This is a genomic window from Micromonospora sp. Utrum1 (assembly GCF_057197805.1).
Genome location: NZ_CM170071.1, coordinates 6,571,912 through 6,591,257, shown reverse-complemented (window position 1 = coordinate 6,591,257; position 19,346 = coordinate 6,571,912). Strand labels below are relative to the sequence as shown.

The following is a 19,346-nucleotide window of genomic DNA, read 5'->3' as shown; positions in this document are numbered from 1 at the left end:
ATCGCCGAGGCGGTGCCGGGTGTGTGGAGGCGGTGCGGGTGCGGGGGAGGGGGTCAGGCGTTGAGGACTTCGCGGGTCTGGCGGGCGATCTCGCGCTCCTCGTCGGTGGCGATCACGCAGACCGTGACCTCGCTGCCGTCGGGGGAGATGACCCGGTCGCCGCTGCCGGCGTTGCGGGCCGGGTCGACGGCGATGCCGAGCCGGTCCAGGCCGGCCAGCGCCGCCGCGCGGACCGGGGCGGCGTGCTCGCCGACCCCGGCCGTGAAGGTGATCGCGTCGACCCGCCCGAGCAGGGCGTAGTACGCGCCCACGTAGCCGGTGAGCCGGCGGCGGTAGACGTCGAAGGCGAGCGCGGCGGCCGGGTCGCCGGCGTCCCGGCGGGCCAGCACCTCCCGCATGTCGTTGACCCCGGACAGCCCGAGCAGACCGCTGCGGTGGTTGAGCAGGTCGTCGATGTCGTCCACGCGCATCCCGGCCTCGCGGCGCAGGTGGAAGATGATGGTCGGGTCGAGGTCCCCGCTGCGGGTGCCCATGACCAGGCCCTCCAGCGGTGACATGCCCATCGAGGTGGCCACGCTCCGCCCGCCCTGCACCGCGCAGGCGCTCGCCCCGTTGCCCAGGTGCAGGGTGATGGTGTTCAGCTCGTCGTACGGCCGGTCGAGCAGCTCCGCGGTGCGCCGCGAGACGTACGCGTGCGAGGTGCCGTGGAAGCCGTACCGGCGCACGCCGTACCGCTCGGCGATCTCCCGGTCGATGGCGTACGTGGCGCCGGCCTCGGGCAGCGTGTGGTGGAACGCGGTGTCGAAGACGGCGACCTGCGGGGTGTCCGGCAGCGCCTCCCGGGCGACCCGGATGCCGGCCAGGTTCGCCGGGTTGTGCAGCGGGGCGAGGGGGACGAGGGCCTCGATGGCGGCGATGACCTGGTCGTCGATCCGCACGGGCGCGCTGAACGTGCGCCCGCCGTGCACCACCCGGTGCCCCACGCCGGCCAGTCCCGCCAGGTCGAGCCCTTCGATGATCTGCCGCACTGCACTCTCGTGGTCGGCCGGCCCGCCGCCCGGCTCGCCGATCCGCTCGACGGTGCCCTTGTCGCGCGTCTCGTCGTCGTCGTACAGCCGGTACTTGACCGACGAGGAACCGCAGTTGAGGACCAGAATCCGGCTCATTCCGTCTCCCCGGCGGCGGCCTGGATGGCGGTGATCGCCACCGTGTTGACGATGTCGGGCACCGTGGCGCCCCGGGACAGGTCGTTGACCGGCCGGCGCAGGCCCTGCATGACCGGGCCGACCGCCACCGCGCCGGCCGAGCGCTGCACCGCCTTGTAGGTGTTGTTGCCGGTGTTCAGGTCCGGGAAGATGAACACCGTGGCCCGCCCCGCCACCGGGCTGTCCGGCAGCTTGGTGGCCGCCACCTGCGGGTCGATCGCCGCGTCGTACTGGATCGGGCCCTCGACCAGCAGCTCCGGCCGGCGCTCCCGGACCAGCTTGGTGGCTGCCGCGACCTTCTCCACGTCGGCCCCGAAGCCGGAGTCGCCGGTCGAGTAGGACAGCATCGCCACCCGTGGCTCGATGCCGAACCGGGCGGCGGTGTCGGCCGACGAGAGGGCGATGTCGGCGAGCTGGGCGGCGTCCGGGTCGGGGTTGACCGCGCAGTCGCCGTAGACCAGCACCCGGTCGGCGAGCAGCATGAAGAACACGCTGGAGGCGACCGAGACGCCCGGCACGGTACGGATGATCTCGAAGGCGGGCCGGATGGTGGCCGCCGTGGTGTGGGTGGCCCCGGAGACCATGCCGTCGGCGCGACCGGTCCCCACCATCATGGTGCCGAAGTAGTTGGGCTGGGCCACGATGTCGTGCGCCAGTTCGGCGGTGACGCCGCGGTGGGCGCGCAGCTTCGCGTACCCGGCGGCGAACTCGTCCCGCCACTCGCTGGTGACCGGGTCGATCACCTGGGCGTCGCCGATGTCGATGCCCAGCTCGCGGGTGCGCCGCGCCACCTCGTCGGAACGCCCGAGCAGGGTCAGGTCGGCCACGCCCCGGCGCAGCAGCACCTCCGCGGCGCGCAGGATCCGCTCGTCGGTGCCCTCGGGCAGCACCAGCCGCCGCCGCTGCGCCCGGGCCCGGTCGATCAGGTCGTTCTCGAACATCAGCGGGGTGACCCGTTCCGACCGGCTGACCCGCAGGCGGCGGGCCAGGTCGACGGTGTCCACGCAGCGCTCGAAGGCGCCCAGCGCGGCCTCCACCTTGCGCGGGTTCGCCACGCTGGGCCGCCCCTCGATCCGGCTGGACGCCGCGACCGTGTCGTAGCTGTCGCTGGTCACCGAGAGCACGGCCAGCCCGGTGTTCATCCGCTCGACCAGCCGCATGGCCCGGGGGTCGGGCTGCTCGCCGAGCGTGAGCACCAGCCCGGCCACCGACACCTGCCCGGCCACGTGCGCGGCGCTCGCCGCCACCAGCAGGTCGGCCCGGTCGCCGGGGGTGATGACCAGCGCGCCGTCGGTCAGGTGGTCCAGCAGCGTGGGCACGTGCGCCGCGCCGACCACGTAGTCGAGCACGTCGCGGTCCAGCGCGGCCCGGTCGCCGGTGAGCAGGGTGGCGCCGAGCGCCGCCGCCACCTCGGCCACCGTCGGCGCCGACACGGTCGGCACCTCCGGGATGGCGTACGCGGGAACGGGCAGCTCGGGCAGCGTCATCGGCTCGGGCACCCGGTTGGCGACCACCGCCACCACCGTGGCGCCCAGGTCCTCCACGTCGTGGTACGCCCCGCGCAGCGCCGCCGCGATCGCCTCGGGCGGCTGCCCGAACCCGTCCACCACGGGCACCACCACGCTGCTGAACTCGGTCGCCAGCCGGGCGTTGAAGGCCAGCTCGCGAGGGCCGGCGCCGTCGCCGTCGGCGAAGTCGCTGCCCACCACGACCACCGCCGGGCAGCGCCGCTCGACCGCACGGTAGCGGGCCACGATGCGGGAGATCAGCTCCTCCCGGCGGCCGTCCGCGACCAGCGCGGTGGCCTCGGCGTACGTGGCGCCGTGCAGCTCGTCGACCGGCAGCTCCACCCGGTAGCGCTCGGTGAGCAGGGCGAGGATCGGGTCGGGGCCCTGGCCGGAGACCAGCGGCCGGAACGCGCCGATCCGCTCGACCTGCCGGGACAGCAGCTCGGCCAGCCCGAGCGCGATCGTCGACTTGCCCCCGCCCGACCCCACGCTGGTCAGGTACACGCTGCGCGCCACGACCTCACGCTACAAGATCGCGGGACGCCTCGCCCGGGTCCTTGGACCCGTCACCGGCGGCCCGGAAGAGTGCGTCGCTCTTCGCCACCCAGGCCGCGCCGAAGGCGAAGACGGCGAGCGTCTCGCACCACAGCACCGGCTTGAGCGTGTGCCGCACCTCCGCCGGGAGTTGGGAGCCGGCCAGCGCGAGCACGATGGCCAGCAGGATCAGCCCGCCGCAGATCCGGTAGAACCGGACCGCGGACCGGCGCGGCGGCACCCCGACGCGGTCCGGCCGGGTGAAGAGGACGAGGCAGAAGACCGCGAGGAGCACGAAGAGCGCCGCGGCGGCCACCTGGTGCACCACCCCGACGACCCGGTCGCCGGGGCCGACGGTGTGGGCCGGCGCGCCGACCGTGGTGGGGAAGAGCGCCACCAGGATCGCCAGCCCGCCGGCGACCGTGCCGAGCAGGTCGTCGGGCCAGCGGTACCGGTAGCTGATCAGGAACACCCCGATGGCGCAGAGCGCGCCGACGAAGACGTCCCGCAGTTCGGTGTGGTAGTAGCCGCTCAGCGAGTCGAGCAGGGTGAGCCGGCGGGCGACGGTCGCGTGACCGACCACCAGCACCACGGGCAGCGCGATGCCGACGGATCCGACGCCGAGGCGCAGGTGGCGGACGGTCACGGCGTCCTGCGGTGGCCTGCGGGGCTCGGGGTTCATCGCCGCCTCCCCGTCGTCGGGCGGCGGGTGGTCCGCCCGTGTCCTGGTCGGTTCTGCTCTCCAGTGGACGTGATGCGGCCGCCCGCGTCAACGGTCGGCCCGCCCCGGCGTCACCCGCCCGCCGGTGCCAGTTCCCGTTCGTAGACCTGCCCGGTCAGGTCCGTGCCGAAGCTGTGGTGCGGCTCCTCCTGGACCAGGCGGAAGCCGCGGGAGAGATAGATCCGGCGGGCGGCGACCAGCGGGTGGTTGGTCCAGAGGCGCATCCGGGCGTATCCCGCCCGCCGGGCGAAGGCGAGGCACTCGTCGACCAGCCGGCCGCCGAGAGACCGCCCCCGGGCCGCGGGATCGACCAGCAGGATCCGCAGCTGGGCGGTCTGCTCGTCGGCCGCGACGCAGAAGACGCAGCCGACCCGCTCCCCGTCGACCTCGGCGATCCAGGCGGCCTCCCGTGCCGGGTCGTGGCCGGCGGCGTAGTCGGCGACGATCCGCGCCACGAGCGCCTCGAAGCTGGTGTCCCAACCGAACTCGGCGGCGTACGTCTCGCCGTGGGCCTGCACCACCCAGCCGAGGTCACCGGGACGGCCCAGCGGACGAATGAGAACCTCCGCGCTCATCGGCACCCCTCCACTACTGAAACAGTTGTTTCAGTGGCAGAGTAGCGCCGTGAGCCAGAACGAGCGACCCGGGAGCGCCCGCCGCGACGAACTCCTGGAGCAGGCGTACGCGTACGCCCTGGCGCACGGGCTGGCCGAGCTGTCGCTGCGCCCACTCGCCGCCGCCATCGGGTCCAGCCCCCGCGTGCTGCTCTTCCTCTTCGGCTCCAAGGACCAGCTCATCCGCGCCCTGCTCGGGCGGGCCCGGGCCGACGAGCTGGCCGCGCTCCGGCAGGCCCGGGAGGCGGGCGGCGTCGACGACTTCGCGGCGGCGGTGCGGACGACCTGGGGCTGGCTCGTGGACCCGGCGCACCGCCCGATGCTGGTCCTCTGGGTTCAGGCGTACGCCCGCTCGCTGAGCGAGCCGGACGGGCCGTGGGCGGGATTCGCCCGGCAGACGGTGGAGGACTGGCTCGGGTTGCTGGCCGAGGTCCATGGCGCGGCCGACAGCGGCGGCGAGGATCCGGCCCTCGGCCTGGCGCTGCTGCGCGGCGCCCTGCTCGACCTGCTGGCCACCGGCGACGCCGAACGGACGACCGCGGTCGTCGAGCGCTACCTGGGCCTGCTCGGGGCGGCGGCCCGCTGAACCGGGCCGCGCCTACTCGTCGTCCTCGTCGTCCAGCCGGGCGAGCCAGGTGGCGAACCGCTCGATCGGGGTCTCGAACTCCGGGTTCAGGTCGACGAAGTCGCGCAGCCGCTCGCCCAGCCACTCCAGGCTGACCTGCTCGTCGCCCCGGCGTTCGACCAGCTCCTCGATGCCACGGTCGGTGAAGTACATGTGCGTCCTCTCGGCGGAGAAGGGCCACGCCACGAGGGGCAGCGGCCGTCGTGCGGTCGCTGCCCCTCGTGCTGGCGGTGCGGTCAGGTCACCGGCGGGGAAGAGCCGCCTCGATCAGGGCGTTCTGCTCGACCTCGTGCATCTTCGCCGAGCCGACCGCCGGGGCGGCGGCGGCGGGGCGGGAGATGCGGCGCAGCCGGACCTCGGGCAGGTGCTCCAGCAGGTTGAGCGCGACGAACGACCAGGCGCCCTGGTTGGCCGGCTCCTCCTGGACCCAGGCGAAGTCCTCGGCGTTCGGGTACTGCGACAGGGCGGCCCGGACCTCCTCGACGGGCAGCGGGTAGAGCTGCTCCATGCGCAGGATCACGGTGTCGGTGACGCCCCGCTCCTGCCGGGCCTGGAACAGGTCGTAGTAGACCTTGCCCGAGCAGAGCAGCACCCGCTTCACCTGCTCCGGCGCCGGGGCGGCGGTGTCGGCCAGCACCGGCTGGAAGGTGCCCGTGGTGAAGTCCTCCACCTGCGACACGCAGAGCTTGTGCCGCAGCAGCGACTTCGGGGTGAACACCACCAGCGGCTTGCGCTTCGGCGACAGGGCCTGGCGGCGCAGCAGGTGGAAGTAGTTCGCCGGGGTGGTCGGGATGGCCACCCGCATGTTGTCCTCGGCGCAGAGCTGCAGGAAGCGCTCCGGGCGACCGGAGGTGTGGTCCGGGCCCTGGCCCTCGTGGCCGTGCGGCAGCAGCAGGGTGACGGCGGAGCGCTGGCCCCACTTCACCTCACCCGAGGAGATGAACTCGTCGATCACCGACTGGGCGCCGTTGACGAAGTCACCGAACTGGGCCTCCCAGCAGACCAGCGCGTTGACGTTCTCCACCGAGTAGCCGTACTCGAAGCCCATGGCCGCGTATTCGGAGAGCAGCGAGTCGTGCACGAAGAAGCGGGACCGCTCGCCGTCGGCGGTGAGCGACTTCAACGGCAGGTAGTCGTCGCCGGTCTTCGCGTCGACCACCGACGCGTGCCGCTGGACGAAGGTGCCGCGGCGGGAGTCCTGCCCGGCGAGCCGGACGGTGACCCCGTCGTGCAGCAGCGCGCCGAACGCGATGATCTCGCCGAAGCCCCAGTCGATGGTGCCCTCGACGGACATCTTGCGCCGCCGCTCCAGCAGCTGCTGGATCCGCTTGTGCGGGGTGAAGCCCTCCGGCAGGTTGACGTGCGCCTCGCCGATCGCCTTGACCACGGCGACGTCGGTGGCGGTGTCGACCTGCGGCTCCGGCTCGTCCTCGCGGCGCGGGCGGCTGAGCTGGCGCGGCGCGGTGGCGGCGTCCCGGGTGGCCTTGAAGACCCGCTCCAGCTGCGACTGGTAGTCACGCAGCAGCTCCTCCGCGTCCTCCACGGTGATGTCACCCCGCCCGATGAGCTCCTCGGTGTAGAGCTTCCGGACCGACCGCTTCGAGTCGATGATCTTGTACATCTGCGGGTTGGACATCGACGGATCGTCGCCCTCGTTGTGCCCGCGCCGGCGGTAGCAGACCAGGTCGATCACGACGTCCTTGTTGAACGCCTGCCGGTACTCGAAGGCGAGCCGGGCCACCCGGACGACGGCCTCGGGGTCGTCGCCGTTGACGTGGAAGATCGGCGCCTGGATCATCCGGGCCACGTCGGTGCTGTAGAGGCTGGACCGGCTGTATTCCGGGGCGGTGGTGAAGCCGACCTGGTTGTTGACCACGACGTGCACGGTGCCGCCGGTGCGGTAGCCGCGCAGCTGGGACAGGTTGAGCGTCTCGGCGACCACGCCCTGGCCGGCGAAGGCGGCGTCACCGTGCACCGCCAGCGGCAGTACGGTGTAGCCCTCCAGCTTGAGGTCGATCCGGTCCTGCTTGGCCCGGACGATGCCCTCCAGCACCGGGTCCACGGCCTCCAGGTGCGACGGGTTCGCCACCACCGACACCTTGACCGCGTGGTCGCCGTCCGGGGTGGTGAACTTGCCGTTCTGGCCGAGGTGGTACTTCACGTCGCCCGAGCCCTGCGTGGAGCGCGGGTCGAGGTGCCCCTCGAACTCGGAGAAGATCTTCTCGTACGGCTTGCCGACGATGTTGGCCAGCACGTTGAGCCGGCCGCGGTGGGCCATGCCGATGACGACCTCGTCGAGGCCGCCCTCGGCGGAGCACTCCAGGACCTCGCCGAGCAGCGGGATCAGCGACTCGCCGCCCTCCAGCGAGAAGCGCTTCTGCCCGACGTACTTGGTCTGCAGGAAGGTCTCGAACGCCTCGGCGGCGTTGAGCCGGTTGAGCACGTGCTTCTGCTCGTCCGCGCTGGGCTTCTCGTACTTGCGCTCGATGCGCTCCTGGATCCAGCGCCGCTCCTCCGGGTCCTGGATGTGCATGTACTCGATGCCGACCCGGCGGCAGTAGGAGTCGCGCAGCACGCCGAGGATCTCGCGCAGCTTCATCCGCTGCCGGCCGGCGAAGCCGTTCACCGGGAAGACCCGGTCCAGGTCCCACAGGGTCAGCCCGTGCTGGAGGACATCCAGGTCCGGGTGCTTGCGGATCTTGAACTCGAGCGGGTCGGTGTCGGCCATCAGGTGGCCGCGCACCCGGTACGCGTGGATCAGCTCGTGCACCCGGGCGGTCTTGTTGATCTGACCCTCGGAGTCGACCGCCACGTCCCGCACCCAGCGCACCGGCTCGTAGGGGATGCGCAGCGAGGTGAAGATCTGGTCGTAGAAGCCGCGCTCGCCGAGCAGCAGCTCGTGCATCACCTTGAGGAACTCGCCCGACTGGGCGCCCTGGATGATCCGGTGGTCGTAGGTGCTGGTCAGCGTGATGATCTTGCTGACCGCCAGCTCGGCCAGGGTCGCCTCGCTCATGCCCTGGTAGGGCGCCGGGTATTCCATGGCGCCGACGCCGATGATGGCGCTCTGGCCCTGCATCAGCCGCGGGATCGAGTGGACCGTGCCGATGCCACCCGGGTTGGTCAGCGAGATCGTGGTGCCGGCGTAGTCCTCCATGGTCAGCTCGTTGCGGCGGGCGCGCCGGACCACGTCCTCGTACGCCTGCCAGAACTGCCGGAAGTCCATCTGCTCGCAGCCCTTGATGGAGGGCACCACCAGGTTGCGGGAGCCGTCCGGCTTTGCCAGGTCGATGGCGATGCCCAGGTTGACGTGCTCCGGGCGGACCACCGCCGGCTTGCCGTCGACCTCGGCGAAGGAGTTGTTCATCTCCGGGTGCTCGACCAGCGCGCGGACCATCGCGTAGCCGATCAGGTGGGTGAAGCTCACCTTGCCGCCGCGACCGCGGGCCAGGTGGTTGTTGATCACGATGCGGTTGTCCACCAGCAGCTTCGCCGGCACCGCGCGGACGCTGGTCGCGGTCGGCACGGCGAGCGAGGCGTCCATGTTCTGCACGATCTTGGCGGCAACGCCGCGCAGCGGGGTGGTGCCGGCGGCGCTCGCGGTCGGCGCCTTGGCGGCCGGCTTGGCCGGAGCGGCCTTCTTCGCCGGGGGCTGCTCCGGAGCCTTCGCCGCCGGCTTGGCGGCCGGCTTCGCCGGAGCGGGCGCGGGCGCGGGCTTGGCGACGGGCTCCTGGGTGACCGTGGCGACGGCCTCCTGCTGCTCGGCCGGCTCGGGACGAGCGGCCGGGGCGGCCTGGGCCTCGGGGCGCGGGGTGGCGGCGCCGGGCGCCGGCCGGTAGTCGGCGAAGAAATCGTGCCAGGCCGAGTCGACGCTCGAGGGGTCGGCGAGATAGCGCTGGTACATCTCCTCGACGATCCACTCGTTCGGGCCGAAACCCGCCAGTGGGTTCTCCTGCGAAGTCTGCTGGGTCGACACGGCCGCTAATCGCCTCTTTCACGCGGTTGTGAATGTCACGCGGTGGCTCCCGTGCCCGTTTCGCTACGCGCGGGAGACGGGTCCCAGGCTACGCCGTGCGATTGGCGCAGGCATTCTCGCCTCCGGCTGGTGGTCCGTTTCACAGAAGATGCCAGAAGTTCGGCAAACGCTGCGTGTCCCGTCCACTCCTGCTAGGCACGGACGGCCCCGGTCGGTGACGTGGAGTCACCGGCCGGGGCCGTGTCGGGCAGCCGACTCAGGAGATGTCGCGGCGGCGGATCGTGAGCACGCCGATCACGCCGGCCACCACGGCGTACCCGACCAGCACGGCGGCCCCCGCCCAGCGCGGCGGGTTGCCGGGGATCTCGGCGCCGCTCACCATCAGCGACGACGCCAGCGACGGCACGAGGAGTTGGAGCTGGTTGATCCAGTCACCGAACTTCGCGGCCAGCAGGCCGATCGCGATGGCCGCGCCGATGGCGCCGCCCAGGTAGAGCAGGATGCCGGTCACCGTGGCGCCGATCTGGCTGCGGATCAGCACGCCGAGCCCGACGCCCAGCACCGACCAGAGCAGGTAGGCCAGCCCGTTGAGGGCCACCGCCCGCCACACCGCTCCGCTGCCCAGCTGGGCGCCGACGTCCGTCGCGCTCAGGATCAGCGGCGCGAAGATCAGGTTCAGCAGCGTGGTGCCCAGCCAGAAGAGCAGTGCCAGCGTCCCGGCGGCGGCCAGCTTGGCCAGCATCACCGCGGTGCGGTGCGGCGCGGTGAGGAACGTGGTGGTCACCGTCTGGTGGAAGAACTCGCTGGTCACCACCACGATGCCGAGCAGCATCACGATGAGCAGCCCGAAGAACTGGCCGTTGGTGTAGAGGTTGGCGGCCAGGCTGTCGGCGCTGGAGACGGCCTGCACCTGGTCCGCCTGGTCGGCCGGCACCTCGCCCATGTTCCCGCTGGTCAGGGCCTCGGTCTGCAACCAGTTGAAGAGCAGCGCGAGGCCCCAGAGCGGCACGGTGATCAGCGCGAAGACCCACCAGGTGTTGGTGGTACGGATCTTGAGCAGCTCGGATCGGACCAGGTTCATCGGATCTCCGCCTTTCCGGCCGTCAGCTCCAGGAAGACACCTTCCAGGTCGGGGCGTTCGGCGGTCAGCTCGTGCAGCTCCACCTTGGCGGCGAGCGCCACCCGGCCGACCGTCGGCGCGTCCGCCCCGGTCACCAGCAGCGCGCCGTGCCCGTCGGCGTTGACCGTGGCGGCCTGCTCGCGCAGCGCCGCGGTCAGCTCGTCGGCCTGCGGGGTGCGCACCCGCACCCGGGCGCCGTGCGTCATCGAGCCGATCACCTGCTCGACCGGTCCCTGCCGGACCAGCTTGCCGGCCGCGATGATCACCACGTCGTCGGCGAGCAACTGCATCTCGGAGAGCAGGTGACTGGAGACCAGCACCGTGCGCCCCTCGGTGGCCAGTCCCTTGAGGAAGCCGCGCATCCAGCGGATCCCCTCCGGGTCCAGGCCGTTGGCAGGCTCGTCGAGGATCAGCACCCGCGGGTCGCCGAGCATGGCCGCGGCGATCCCGAGCCGCTGCTTCATGCCGAGCGAGTAGCCCTTGAACTTGCGCTTCGCGGCCGGCGTCAGCCCGACCAGGGCGAGCGCCTCGTCGGCACGCTGGTGGGGCAGGCCCGCCGCCGCGCAGATCACCCGCAGGTGGTTGATCCCGGTGCGGCCCTTGTGCGCGCTGGACGCCTCCAGCACCGCCCCGACCGTGCGCAGCGGGTCGGGCAGGTCGGCGTACCGGTGGCCGCCGATGGTGGCCTCGCCCGCGTTGGGCGTGACCAGGTTGAGCAGCATGCGCAGGGTGGTCGTCTTGCCGGCGCCGTTCGGGCCGAGGAAACCGGTGACCCGGCCCGGCTCGACGGTGAAGGACAGGTTGTCCACCGCCCGGACGTTCTTGTATTCCTTCGTCAGTCCGGACACCACGATCTGGCCGGTCCCGGCGTTGGGGCTCCACTGCCCGTCGGACATCGTTCTCCTCTCGTGCCACGGCGGGCTTCAGGGCGCGCCGGTGGGGGCGCCGTTGCGGGGGCGCCGAGCACAGCCTTCCAACCCCGCGCAAGGGGGTCAATCAAGCGGGATGCGTACACCCTCCTCCCCCGGGGGCAGGAGCGGATCATCCCCAGGGAGGAGAGGTCAGGCCGGCGGCAGCGCGATCCAGGTGGCCCGCGCCTGGCCGAGCAGCATGCCGTCCGGACCGTAGAGAGTGGAGTGCACCTCGGCCTTGCGGCCGGCGCCGCCGACCATCGCCCCGGTCACCACGCACTCGTCGCCCGGGTGCGGCAGCGCGGTGACCTGCGCGCCGATCCGGCCCAGGACATACGGGCGGCCGGGCGCGATCACCGCCCAGCCGCCGGGGCAGTCCAGCGCCGCCCAGACGGTCGCCGGCACCACCTCGGCCGGGGCGCGGAACGGCGCGGCGGTCCGCCCGTCCGGCAGCCGGCCCGGGAAGATCCGCAGCCCCGCCGGGTTCGCCGGCCCGCAGACGTAGCAGCCGGGGAAGGGGTGGTCCACCAGCCCCGGGTACGCCTTCGCGGCGGCCTCGGCCGTCGCCCGGTCCACCGGCGGGACCACGGCGCGGACCGGCTCGACCCGGCGTACCTGGGCGATCACCTGGCCGTCCGGGTCGCGGACCTCGCCGTCGACCGCGGTCAGCGGGGTCTCCAGCGGGGGCGGCTTGCGCAGGGTGACCTCCACCGGCCCCCGGTCGTCCAGCGCGGCGGCGAAGATCCCGGCGCTCCAGCCGCCGTTGCCCGAACCGTCCGGTCCGTGGAAACGGGACTCGATGATCATGTGGCACCTCCGGTTCGACCGCCTGCCCCGGCGCCGGGGCCCGGCCGGCAGCCTCGCACGCCGGCGCCGGCCCGCCGCGGGTGAGGGGGCGTTCCGCAGCGCCCACCGGCGTTCACCGGATCGACACCCCTCATCCCCGGCGCCGGCACCCGGGCCCCTTACACAGATATCCATGGCCGTTCTGTACACCGCTGGCGCACCCCTCACGACCAGCGGATACACCCTGCTGATCGCCGACGACCCGACGCTGGTCGCGGCCGCGCAACGCCTGCGTCACGAGGTGTTCGCCAGCGAACTCGGCGCCACCCTGCACCCGGGGGCCGCCGGGCTCGACGCCGACGAGTTCGACGCCCACTGCGATCACCTGGTCGTGCTGCGGGAGGGCACCGACGAGGTGGTCGGCACCTACCGGCTGCTGCCGCCCGGACGCACCGACCGCCGGTACGCCGACGGCGAGTTCGACCTGACCCCGCTGGCCCCGCTCCGCGACGACCTGGTCGAGGCGGGCCGGTCCTGCGTGCACCCGGACCACCGCTCCGGCGCCGTGATCAACCTGATGTGGGCCGGGATCACCCGCTACCTGCACCTGCGCGGCTCCCGGTGGCTGGGCGGCTGCGCCTCGGTGCCGGTGGCCGACGGCGGGATCGCCGTGGCCGAGGTCTGGTCCCAGGTCGCCGCGCGCCACCTCGCCCCGCCACCGCTGCGGGTGACACCCCGCCGCCCCTGGTTCGCCGAGGCCCCGGCCACCGCCGGGGTGAGGTTGTCGTCGGCCGAGCGCCGCGCGCTGGTCCCGCCGCTGCTCCGCGGCTACCTGCGGCTGGGCGCCTGGGTCTGCGGGGAGCCGGCGTACGACCCGGACTTCGCCTGCGCCGACTTCTACGTGCTGTTCTCGCTGGACCGGATGAACCCGCGCTACCTGAGGCACTTCCTCGGCGAGGCGGCGTCGTGACCGGCGACGGGCTGTGGCGCCCCGCCTCGGGCTGCGGGCCGGGCTGCCTGCCGGAAGCCACCGCGCCGGACGTGTCGCTGCCGCGCCGGGTGGGGCGGCTGCTCGGCGTACTCGGGATGCTGCTGGCGGGGGTCGGCCTGGCCGCGCTGCTGCCGCTGCTGCCGGCCCGCGACCGGCGGGCCGCGCTGCGCGGCTGGGCCCGGGGGACGCTGCGTGCCCTCGGCGTGCGGCTGATGGTCCGGGGCCGGCTGCCGCGCCCGCGGGCGCTGCTGGTCGCCAACCACCTCTCGTGGCTGGACGTCCTCGCGGTGCTCGCGGTCTCCCCGGCCCGGATGATGGCCAAGCGGGAGGTCCGCGACTGGCCCGTGGTGGGCGCGTTGGCCGCCGCGGCCGGGACGGTCTTCGTGGACCGGTCCCGGCCGCGCGACCTGCCGGCCACGGTCGGGCGGGTGGCCGCCGCGCTGCGCGCCGGGCACTCGGTGGCGGTGTTCCCGGAGGGCACGACCTGGTGCGGCGCGGCGGCCGGCTGCCGGCCCGGCCGGGGCTTCCGGCCGGCCATGTTCCAGGCCGCGGTGGACGCCGGCGCGCCGGTCGTGCCGCTACGGCTCGGCTACCGGTACGCCGGCGACCCGAGCACCCTGCCGGCCTTCCTCGGTGAGGAGACGCTCTGGGAATCGGTCCGCCGGGTGCTGTCCGCCCGGGACCTGACCGTGGCCGTGACGGTGGCCGCCGCGCTGCACCCGGCCACCGGGGCGGACCGCCGGATGCTGGCCCGGGCGGCCGAGTCGGCGACCCACCTGACCCCGGTGCGGGCGCCTGCGCGGCGCAGCACGGCGACCGGCGTGCGGATCGTCCGGCCGGTGGCGCCGCCGCCCGTCGGGGCGGAGGCCGGGCTGGACCTGGTGGCCTGACGCATTCGCGACACAGTCGCGACAGTCTTGTTCAGTCGCGATGTATCGCGTTATGCTTCTCCCGTCACTCGACGCGCCGCCGACCGGCGCGTCACCGAGGGGAGGACGCCATGACCACCTGGATGGTCGACAGCCCGCAACGGCTGACCCTGGACGAGCCGGTCACCCGGCTGGACGTCCGACTCATCAGCGGCCGGCTCAACGTGGTCGGCACCGACGGACCGGCCCGGGTGGACGTCACCCGGGTGAGCAGCCGGCCGGTCCGCGTCGAGCTGCGCGACGGTCGGCTCAGCGTCGGCCACGAGCGGCCGCCCCGCTGGCCGGGAGTGCTCTGGTGGCTCGGCCAGCTCGGCCGCCGGTTCCGGGCCGAGGTCTCCATCGCCGTCCCCGCCCACGTGCTGGCCGACCTGCAACTGGTGGACGGCTCGCTGGTCGTCTCCGGCCTGCGCCGGGAGACCCGGGTCGACGTCACCTCCGGCCAGGTCACCCTCATGGGGCTGCGCGGTAACACCTCCGCGAAGGTCACCTCCGGTCCGGTGGAGGCGCTCGGCGTCGGCGGCGACCTCAACCTGGAGACGGTCTCCGGCGAGCTGATCCTCGCCGACAGCGCGCCCGAGCGGGTGCGCGCCCACGCCGTCTCCGGATCGATCACCTGCGACCTGGACAACCCGCGGGGCAGCGAGATCCGGCTCAGCGCCATCTCCGGCAGCATCACCGTCCGGGTCCGCGAGGACAGCGACCTCACCGTCCACCTGCACACCACCTCCGGCCGGATCACCAGCGGCTTCCCGCAGGTCTGCGGCGGCCAGCACGGCTTCGGCGCGGTGCAGGACAGCCACGGGGTGCTCGGCGGGGGCGCCGGTAAGCTGTGGGCGTCCGCGACCTCCGGCAGCATCGCGCTGCTCGCCCGTCCCGTCGAGGACGCCGACGACCTGGAGGAACTGCCGTGACCGCCGTGTTCAGTCACGGGCGGCTCCGGCTCTACCTGCTCAAGCTGCTCGACGACGGGCCGAAGCACGGCTACGAGCTGATCCGCCTGCTGGAGGACCGCTTCCTCGGCCTCTACGCGCCCAGCGCCGGCACCATCTACCCCCGGCTGCAGCGGCTGGAGGTGGAGGGGCTGGTCAGCCACACCGCCGCCGGCGGCCGCAAGGTCTACGAGATCACCGAAGCCGGCCGTGCCGAGCTGCGGCAGCGCGCCGACGAGCTGGCCACCCTGGAATCGGACATCACCGCCTCCGTCGAGGACCTCTCCGCGCTGGCCGGCGAGATCCGCACCGAGGTACGCGGCTCGGTGCGGGACCTGAAGCGGGAACTGCGCGAGGCGGCCCGGCAGACCCGCCAGGCCCGCTGGGCGCCCCCGCCACCGACGACCCGACCGCCGAGCAACGGCGCCCCCCGCCCGACCGCCGAGTCGCCCCTGCTCGCCGAGTTCGACCAGCGGCTGGCCGCGTTCACCGTGGAGGTCGGCGCGCTGGTGCGGGCCGGCCGGCTCACCGACACCCAGCTCCGTACGGCCATCCGCCTGCTCGACGGGGCGCTGGAGGGGCTGCGCCGACTGCTCCGCTAGGGGGCGGAGGCTCACAGGTTGTTTCCAGGGTCCACCCAGCGCAGGCGCAGCCGGGGCGCGGATGATGGGTGCCATGGTGGCTACCCAGACCGAGGCCAGACTGCTCGTCGTCGAGGACGACCCCAACATCCTCGAACTGCTCTCCGCGAGCCTGCGCTTCGCCGGCTTCGACGTCGCCACCGCGACCAGCGGCAGCGCGGCGTTGAACGCCGCCAAGGACCACCGCCCCGACCTGGTCGTGCTCGACGTCATGCTGCCCGACCTGGACGGCTTCGAGGTCATCCGGATGCTCCGCGAGGGCGGCACGCGTACCCCGGTGGTCTTCCTGACCGCCCGGGACGCCACCGACGACAAGATCCGCGGGCTGACCCTGGGCGGCGATGACTACGTCACCAAGCCGTTCAGCCTTGAGGAGCTGACCGCCCGGATCCGGGCGGTGCTGCGGCGCACCGCCACCGGCGAGCAGGCCCCCTCCCGGCTCACCTTCGCCGACCTGGAGCTGGACGAGGAGACCCACGAGGTGCACCGGGCCGGCCAGCGGGTGCAGCTCTCGCCCACCGAGTTCAAGCTGCTGCGCTACCTGATGCTCAACGCCAACCGGGTGCTCTCCAAGGCGCAGATCCTCGACCACGTCTGGAACTACGACTTCCGCGGCGACGACAACATCGTCGAGTCCTACATCTCCTACCTGCGGCGCAAGGTCGACAACACCCAGCCCCGGCTGATCCACACCCTGCGCGGGGTCGGGTACGTGCTGCGCAAGCCGGCGGCGTGAGCGCCGTCGACGACGCGAAGGGCTGGCTGCGCAGCGTCCCGCTGCGGGTGAAGCTGGTCACCTCGGTGCTCGCGCTGGTGGCGGTGGCCCTGGTGGTGATCAGCGGGCTGACCGCGTTCCTGCTCCGCGACTATCTCATCGGCCAGGTGGACGACCAGCTCCGTGGCGGCGCGACCAACGTGGCCCGGTCGCTGGACCAGGCCGGCGGCAACCCGGTCAAGATCAATATCCCCTCGGACTACGTGGCCGCCCAGGCGGTGCCCGGCCAGCCGGTGGAAACACCCACCCGCTACGCCGGCCTCAGGGACGAGGAGCTGCCGCCCTTCCCCGCCGACTTCGCCGGCTACCAGGAGCAGGTGGGTGAGCCGTTCACGGTCCGCTCGATGGACGGCCGGACCCGGTGGCGGATGCTCTACACCGACCTGCCCGGCGGCCGGGTCATCGCCTTCGGGCAGCACCTCACCGCCGTCGACCAGTCGGTCGGGCAGCTCATCTGGATCGACCTGCTCGTGGGTGGGGCGGTCCTGATCATCCTGGCCTCGGTCGGCGCGGGCATCGTGCGGACCAGCCTCAAGCCCCTCGTGGAGATCGAGCGGACCGCGGCGGCCATCGCCGGCGGCGACCTGACCCGGCGGGTGCCCGACCCGGAGGAGGGCCGGGCCTGCCCCACCTCGGAGCTGGGCAGGCTCTCCCGGGCGCTGAACGCCATGCTCGCCCAGATCGAGGCGGCGTTCACCGCGCGGGCCGCCTCCGAGGCGGCGGCGCGCAGCGCCGAGGTGAGCGCCCGGGAGGCCGCCGCGGCGGCGCAGGCGTCCGAGGCGCGGGCCCGCCGCTCCGAGGAGCGGATGCGGCAGTTCATCGCGGACGCCTCACACGAGCTGCGCACCCCCCTGACCACCATCCGGGGCTTCGCCGAGCTCTACCGCCAGGGCGCGGCCCGGGAGCCGGAGCAGACCGCCGGCCTGCTGCGCCGGATCGAGGACGAGGCGTCCCGGATGGGGCTGCTTGTCGAGGACCTGCTGCTGCTGGCCCGGATGGACCGGGAGCGGCCGATCGCGCTGGCCCCGGTCGAGCTGCCGGTGCTCGCCTCGGACACGGTCCAGGCGGCCCGGGCGGTCGAGCCGGACCGGGCCATCACGCTGGAGATCGAGCCGGGCGCCGGTCCGCTGGTGGTGCTCGGCGACGACGCCCGGCTGCGTCAGGTGATCGGCAACCTGATGACCAACGCGCTCACCCACACCCCGGCGGACGCCGCGGTGACCGTGCGGCTGCGGGCGGAGCCGGGGAACCTGGCCGTGGTGGAGGTGGCGGACACCGGTCCCGGCCTCACACCGGAGCAGGCCGAACGGGTCTTCGAGCGGTTCTACCGGGTGGACGCGGCGCGTACCCGGCGGGCCGGCGGGCCGACCAGCACCGGGCTCGGGCTGGCCATCGTCGCCGCGCTGATCGCCGCGCACCACGGCACCGTCGAGGTGGCCGAGACGCCGGGCGGCGGGGCCACCTTCCGGGTGAAGCTGCCGCTGCTGCCCGAGGCGCCCGAGCCCGGCGAGTGACTTTCAGAAAACATTCAGGCGCGTTCCAGGCTGGTCGCAGTGCCAGGGGAGAAGGTAGGAGTCATGACCGACCACGAAACCGATCCGCAGCGGTCGCCGGCTCCCGCCGACGCCGAGCCGTCGCAGCCGACCGCCGAGCTGCCCCGCGCCGAGAGCGGGCAGTCGGAGCACACCGTCACCCCGGCCGCCGCGCCGGTTCCGGCCGACTCCCCGGCCGCCGGAACCGCCGTCCCGGCCCCCGCCGGCCACGCCGAGCCGCCGGCCCCGCCCGCCAGCCCGTACGCGCCGCCGGCCACCACGCCGTACCCGGTCTCCGGGCAGCCACAGCAGCCGCACCCCTGGTACGGGGGCCAGCAGCAGGGCGGCTGGGCGCACCAGGGCGGCGCCGGCTACCCGCAGGCCGGCGGGCCGGTCCCGCCGTACCAGGCGCACCAGACGTACCCGCAGCAGCACCCGCACCAGGTCCACCAGGCCGGGCAGCCGGTCCCGCCGTGGGGCCCGCAGCAGCCGGCGCGGCCCAGCCGGGCCGGCCGGTTCATCGGCGCGGGCGCCCTCGCGCTGGCCCTGATGCTCGGCTCCGGCGTGGCGGGCGGCGCGCTCGCCCTCGCCCTCGACGGCGACGGGACCGTCACCCGCACCTACTCGGCCGCTCCCGTGCTCAACAGCGCGGACCTGCCGAAGATCGCGGCCGCCGTCCAGGACAGCATCGTCACGATCATGACGGACAGCGGTGAGGGCTCCGGGGTGATCCTCAGCGCCGACGGCTACGTGCTGACCAACAACCACGTGGTCGCCTCCGCCAGCGGCGACACGGTGAAGGTCGTCTTCGCCGACGGCAAGACCGCCCAGGCGAAGATCGTCGGCACCGACCCGAAGACCGACCTGGGCGTGGTCAAGGCCAGCGGGGTGAGCAACCTCAAGGCGGCCAAGTTCGGCGACAGCGACGGCATGCAGGTCGGCGACCAGGTGCTCGCCCTGGGCAGCCCGCTCGGCCTGCAGGGTTCGGTCACGGCCGGCATCCTCAGCGCCCGCGACCGGACCATCCAGGCCGGCGAGGGCGGCCAGCAGCAGAACCCGCAGCAGGCCGCCAGCTCGATCTCCGGCCTGCTCCAGACCGACGCTCCGATCAACCCGGGCAACTCCGGCGGCGCGCTGGTCAACACCCGGGGCGAGGTGATCGGCATCAACACCGCCATCGCCACCGCCGGACAGGGCAGCAACGGCAACATCGGGGTCGGCTTCGCCATCCCGAGCAACAAGGCCAAGGACGTCGCCGAGAAGCTCCAGCGCGGCGAGAAGGTCAGCCACCCGTCGCTCGGGGTCAGCGTGACCGGCGCGGAGGACGGCGGCGCGCTGGTCTCCGACGTGGTCGCGGGCAGCGCCGCCGAGAAGGCCGGGCTCCAGCGCGGTGACGTGATCACCAAGTTCGGCGACAAGGTGATCAACGACTCCAACGATCTCGTCGGCGCCGTGCAGGCCGGCAAGGTCGGGGACCGGGTCGAGGTCCAGTACAAGCGAAACGGTTCGAGCGAGACGGCAACCGTGACGCTCGCCGAGACGTCATAAC

17 protein-coding genes are annotated in these 19,346 nt (G+C 73.3%); 8 read left to right on the top strand and 9 right to left on the bottom strand.

Annotated elements, in window-relative coordinates; translation table 11 throughout:
• Positions 1-53 precede the first annotated feature (53 nt).
• The 4 genes from AC0OLQ_RS30935 to AC0OLQ_RS30920 form a co-directional block, all read right to left on the bottom strand.
• Positions 54-1,166 (bottom strand): acetate/propionate family kinase, encoded by a 1,113-nt coding sequence (locus AC0OLQ_RS30935; RefSeq protein WP_484529132.1) that lies wholly within the window; start codon positions 1,164-1,166, stop codon positions 54-56.
• Positions 1,163-3,229 carry a phosphate acetyltransferase gene (gene pta, locus AC0OLQ_RS30930; RefSeq protein WP_484529131.1) on the bottom strand — a complete coding sequence of 689 codons (2,067 nt, stop codon included), beginning with the start codon at positions 3,227-3,229 and terminating at the stop codon, positions 1,163-1,165. Before pta ends, AC0OLQ_RS30935 begins: the two co-directional genes overlap by 4 nt.
• Positions 3,230-3,233: 4 nt before the next feature.
• The gene (locus tag AC0OLQ_RS30925) at positions 3,234-3,929 is read right to left on the bottom strand and encodes a hypothetical protein (RefSeq protein WP_484529130.1); all 696 of its coding nucleotides are present in this window, start codon (positions 3,927-3,929) and stop codon (positions 3,234-3,236) included.
• A 110-nt stretch (positions 3,930-4,039) separates the two neighbouring features.
• Entirely contained in the window at positions 4,040-4,543 is a 504-nt protein-coding gene (locus AC0OLQ_RS30920) for a GNAT family N-acetyltransferase (RefSeq protein ID WP_357339163.1), read from the bottom strand.
• Between the two features lie 49 nt (positions 4,544-4,592).
• Between AC0OLQ_RS30920 and AC0OLQ_RS30915 the strand changes: the two genes are divergently transcribed.
• Complete coding sequence (locus AC0OLQ_RS30915) at positions 4,593-5,168, top strand: TetR/AcrR family transcriptional regulator (protein WP_484529129.1); 576 nt, start codon at positions 4,593-4,595, stop codon at positions 5,166-5,168.
• Positions 5,169-5,180: 12 nt separating this feature from the next.
• Here the strand turns inward: AC0OLQ_RS30915 and AC0OLQ_RS30910 are convergent, their stop codons facing one another.
• The 5 genes from AC0OLQ_RS30910 to AC0OLQ_RS30890 all read right to left on the bottom strand — a co-directional run bounded on the left by AC0OLQ_RS30910 (position 5,181) and on the right by AC0OLQ_RS30890 (position 12,021).
• Entirely contained in the window at positions 5,181-5,360 is a 180-nt protein-coding gene (locus AC0OLQ_RS30910; RefSeq protein ID WP_089009804.1) for a DUF6104 family protein, read from the bottom strand.
• An 88-nt stretch (positions 5,361-5,448) separates the two neighbouring features.
• Complete coding sequence (locus AC0OLQ_RS30905; RefSeq protein WP_484529128.1) at positions 5,449-9,183, bottom strand: multifunctional oxoglutarate decarboxylase/oxoglutarate dehydrogenase thiamine pyrophosphate-binding subunit/dihydrolipoyllysine-residue succinyltransferase subunit; 3,735 nt, start codon at positions 9,181-9,183, stop codon at positions 5,449-5,451.
• Positions 9,184-9,439: 256 nt separating this feature from the next.
• Positions 9,440-10,264 (bottom strand): ABC transporter permease, encoded by an 825-nt coding sequence (locus AC0OLQ_RS30900; RefSeq protein WP_357339169.1) that lies wholly within the window; start codon positions 10,262-10,264, stop codon positions 9,440-9,442.
• Positions 10,261-11,199, bottom strand: a complete 939-nt coding sequence (locus AC0OLQ_RS30895; RefSeq protein WP_484529127.1) for an ABC transporter ATP-binding protein — start codon at positions 11,197-11,199, stop codon at positions 10,261-10,263. Before AC0OLQ_RS30895 ends, AC0OLQ_RS30900 begins: the two co-directional genes overlap by 4 nt.
• A 165-nt stretch (positions 11,200-11,364) precedes the next feature.
• Positions 11,365-12,021, bottom strand: coding sequence for a hypothetical protein (locus tag AC0OLQ_RS30890; protein ID WP_484529126.1), 657 nt, complete (start codon positions 12,019-12,021; stop codon positions 11,365-11,367).
• Between the two features lie 172 nt (positions 12,022-12,193).
• Here AC0OLQ_RS30890 and AC0OLQ_RS30885 point away from each other — a divergent pair, with 172 nt between their 5' ends.
• From AC0OLQ_RS30885 to AC0OLQ_RS30855, 7 genes are all read left to right on the top strand, one after another.
• Complete coding sequence (locus AC0OLQ_RS30885; RefSeq protein WP_484529125.1) at positions 12,194-12,970, top strand: GNAT family N-acetyltransferase; 777 nt, start codon at positions 12,194-12,196, stop codon at positions 12,968-12,970.
• Positions 12,967-13,881 (top strand): lysophospholipid acyltransferase family protein, encoded by a 915-nt coding sequence (locus AC0OLQ_RS30880; RefSeq protein WP_484529124.1) that lies wholly within the window; start codon positions 12,967-12,969, stop codon positions 13,879-13,881. Before AC0OLQ_RS30885 ends, AC0OLQ_RS30880 begins: the two co-directional genes overlap by 4 nt.
• Before the next feature lie 110 nt (positions 13,882-13,991).
• Positions 13,992-14,831, top strand: a complete 840-nt coding sequence (locus AC0OLQ_RS30875; protein ID WP_357339180.1) for a DUF4097 family beta strand repeat-containing protein — start codon at positions 13,992-13,994, stop codon at positions 14,829-14,831.
• Positions 14,828-15,451, top strand: coding sequence for a PadR family transcriptional regulator (locus AC0OLQ_RS30870; protein ID WP_484529123.1), 624 nt, complete (start codon positions 14,828-14,830; stop codon positions 15,449-15,451). The genes AC0OLQ_RS30875 and AC0OLQ_RS30870 overlap by 4 nt, the downstream gene beginning before the upstream one ends.
• A gap of 73 nt (positions 15,452-15,524) precedes the next feature.
• On the top strand, positions 15,525-16,226 hold the full coding sequence (locus AC0OLQ_RS30865) for a response regulator transcription factor (protein WP_089012749.1): 702 nt from the start codon (positions 15,525-15,527) through the stop codon (positions 16,224-16,226).
• Positions 16,223-17,779 (top strand): HAMP domain-containing sensor histidine kinase, encoded by a 1,557-nt coding sequence (locus AC0OLQ_RS30860; RefSeq protein ID WP_484529122.1) that lies wholly within the window; start codon positions 16,223-16,225, stop codon positions 17,777-17,779. Before AC0OLQ_RS30865 ends, AC0OLQ_RS30860 begins: the two co-directional genes overlap by 4 nt.
• Positions 17,780-17,842: 63 nt before the next feature.
• Positions 17,843-19,345 carry a S1C family serine protease gene (locus AC0OLQ_RS30855; RefSeq protein WP_484529121.1) on the top strand — a complete coding sequence of 501 codons (1,503 nt, stop codon included), beginning with the start codon at positions 17,843-17,845 and terminating at the stop codon, positions 19,343-19,345.
• The last annotated feature ends 1 nt before the right edge of the window (position 19,346 follow it).

What these genes read in the sequence shown, in the direction of transcription:
- AC0OLQ_RS30865 (WP_089012749.1), top strand. Translation starts at nt 15,525, where the DNA reads ATGGTGGCTACCCAGACCGAGGCCAGACTGCTCGTCGTCGAGGACGAC.
- AC0OLQ_RS30900 (WP_357339169.1), bottom strand. Translation starts at nt 10,264, where the DNA reads ATGAACCTGGTCCGATCCGAGCTGCTCAAGATCCGTACCACCAACACC.
- AC0OLQ_RS30890 (WP_484529126.1), bottom strand. Translation starts at nt 12,021, where the DNA reads ATGATCATCGAGTCCCGTTTCCACGGACCGGACGGTTCGGGCAACGGC.
- AC0OLQ_RS30855 (WP_484529121.1), top strand. Translation starts at nt 17,843, where the DNA reads ATGACCGACCACGAAACCGATCCGCAGCGGTCGCCGGCTCCCGCCGAC.
- AC0OLQ_RS30885 (WP_484529125.1), top strand. Translation starts at nt 12,194, where the DNA reads ATGGCCGTTCTGTACACCGCTGGCGCACCCCTCACGACCAGCGGATAC.
- AC0OLQ_RS30895 (WP_484529127.1), bottom strand. Translation starts at nt 11,199, where the DNA reads ATGTCCGACGGGCAGTGGAGCCCCAACGCCGGGACCGGCCAGATCGTG.
- AC0OLQ_RS30910 (WP_089009804.1), bottom strand. Translation starts at nt 5,360, where the DNA reads ATGTACTTCACCGACCGTGGCATCGAGGAGCTGGTCGAACGCCGGGGC.
- AC0OLQ_RS30935 (WP_484529132.1), bottom strand. Translation starts at nt 1,166, where the DNA reads ATGAGCCGGATTCTGGTCCTCAACTGCGGTTCCTCGTCGGTCAAGTAC.
- AC0OLQ_RS30920 (WP_357339163.1), bottom strand. Translation starts at nt 4,543, where the DNA reads ATGAGCGCGGAGGTTCTCATTCGTCCGCTGGGCCGTCCCGGTGACCTC.
- AC0OLQ_RS30875 (WP_357339180.1), top strand. Translation starts at nt 13,992, where the DNA reads ATGACCACCTGGATGGTCGACAGCCCGCAACGGCTGACCCTGGACGAG.
- AC0OLQ_RS30925 (WP_484529130.1), bottom strand. Translation starts at nt 3,929, where the DNA reads ATGAACCCCGAGCCCCGCAGGCCACCGCAGGACGCCGTGACCGTCCGC.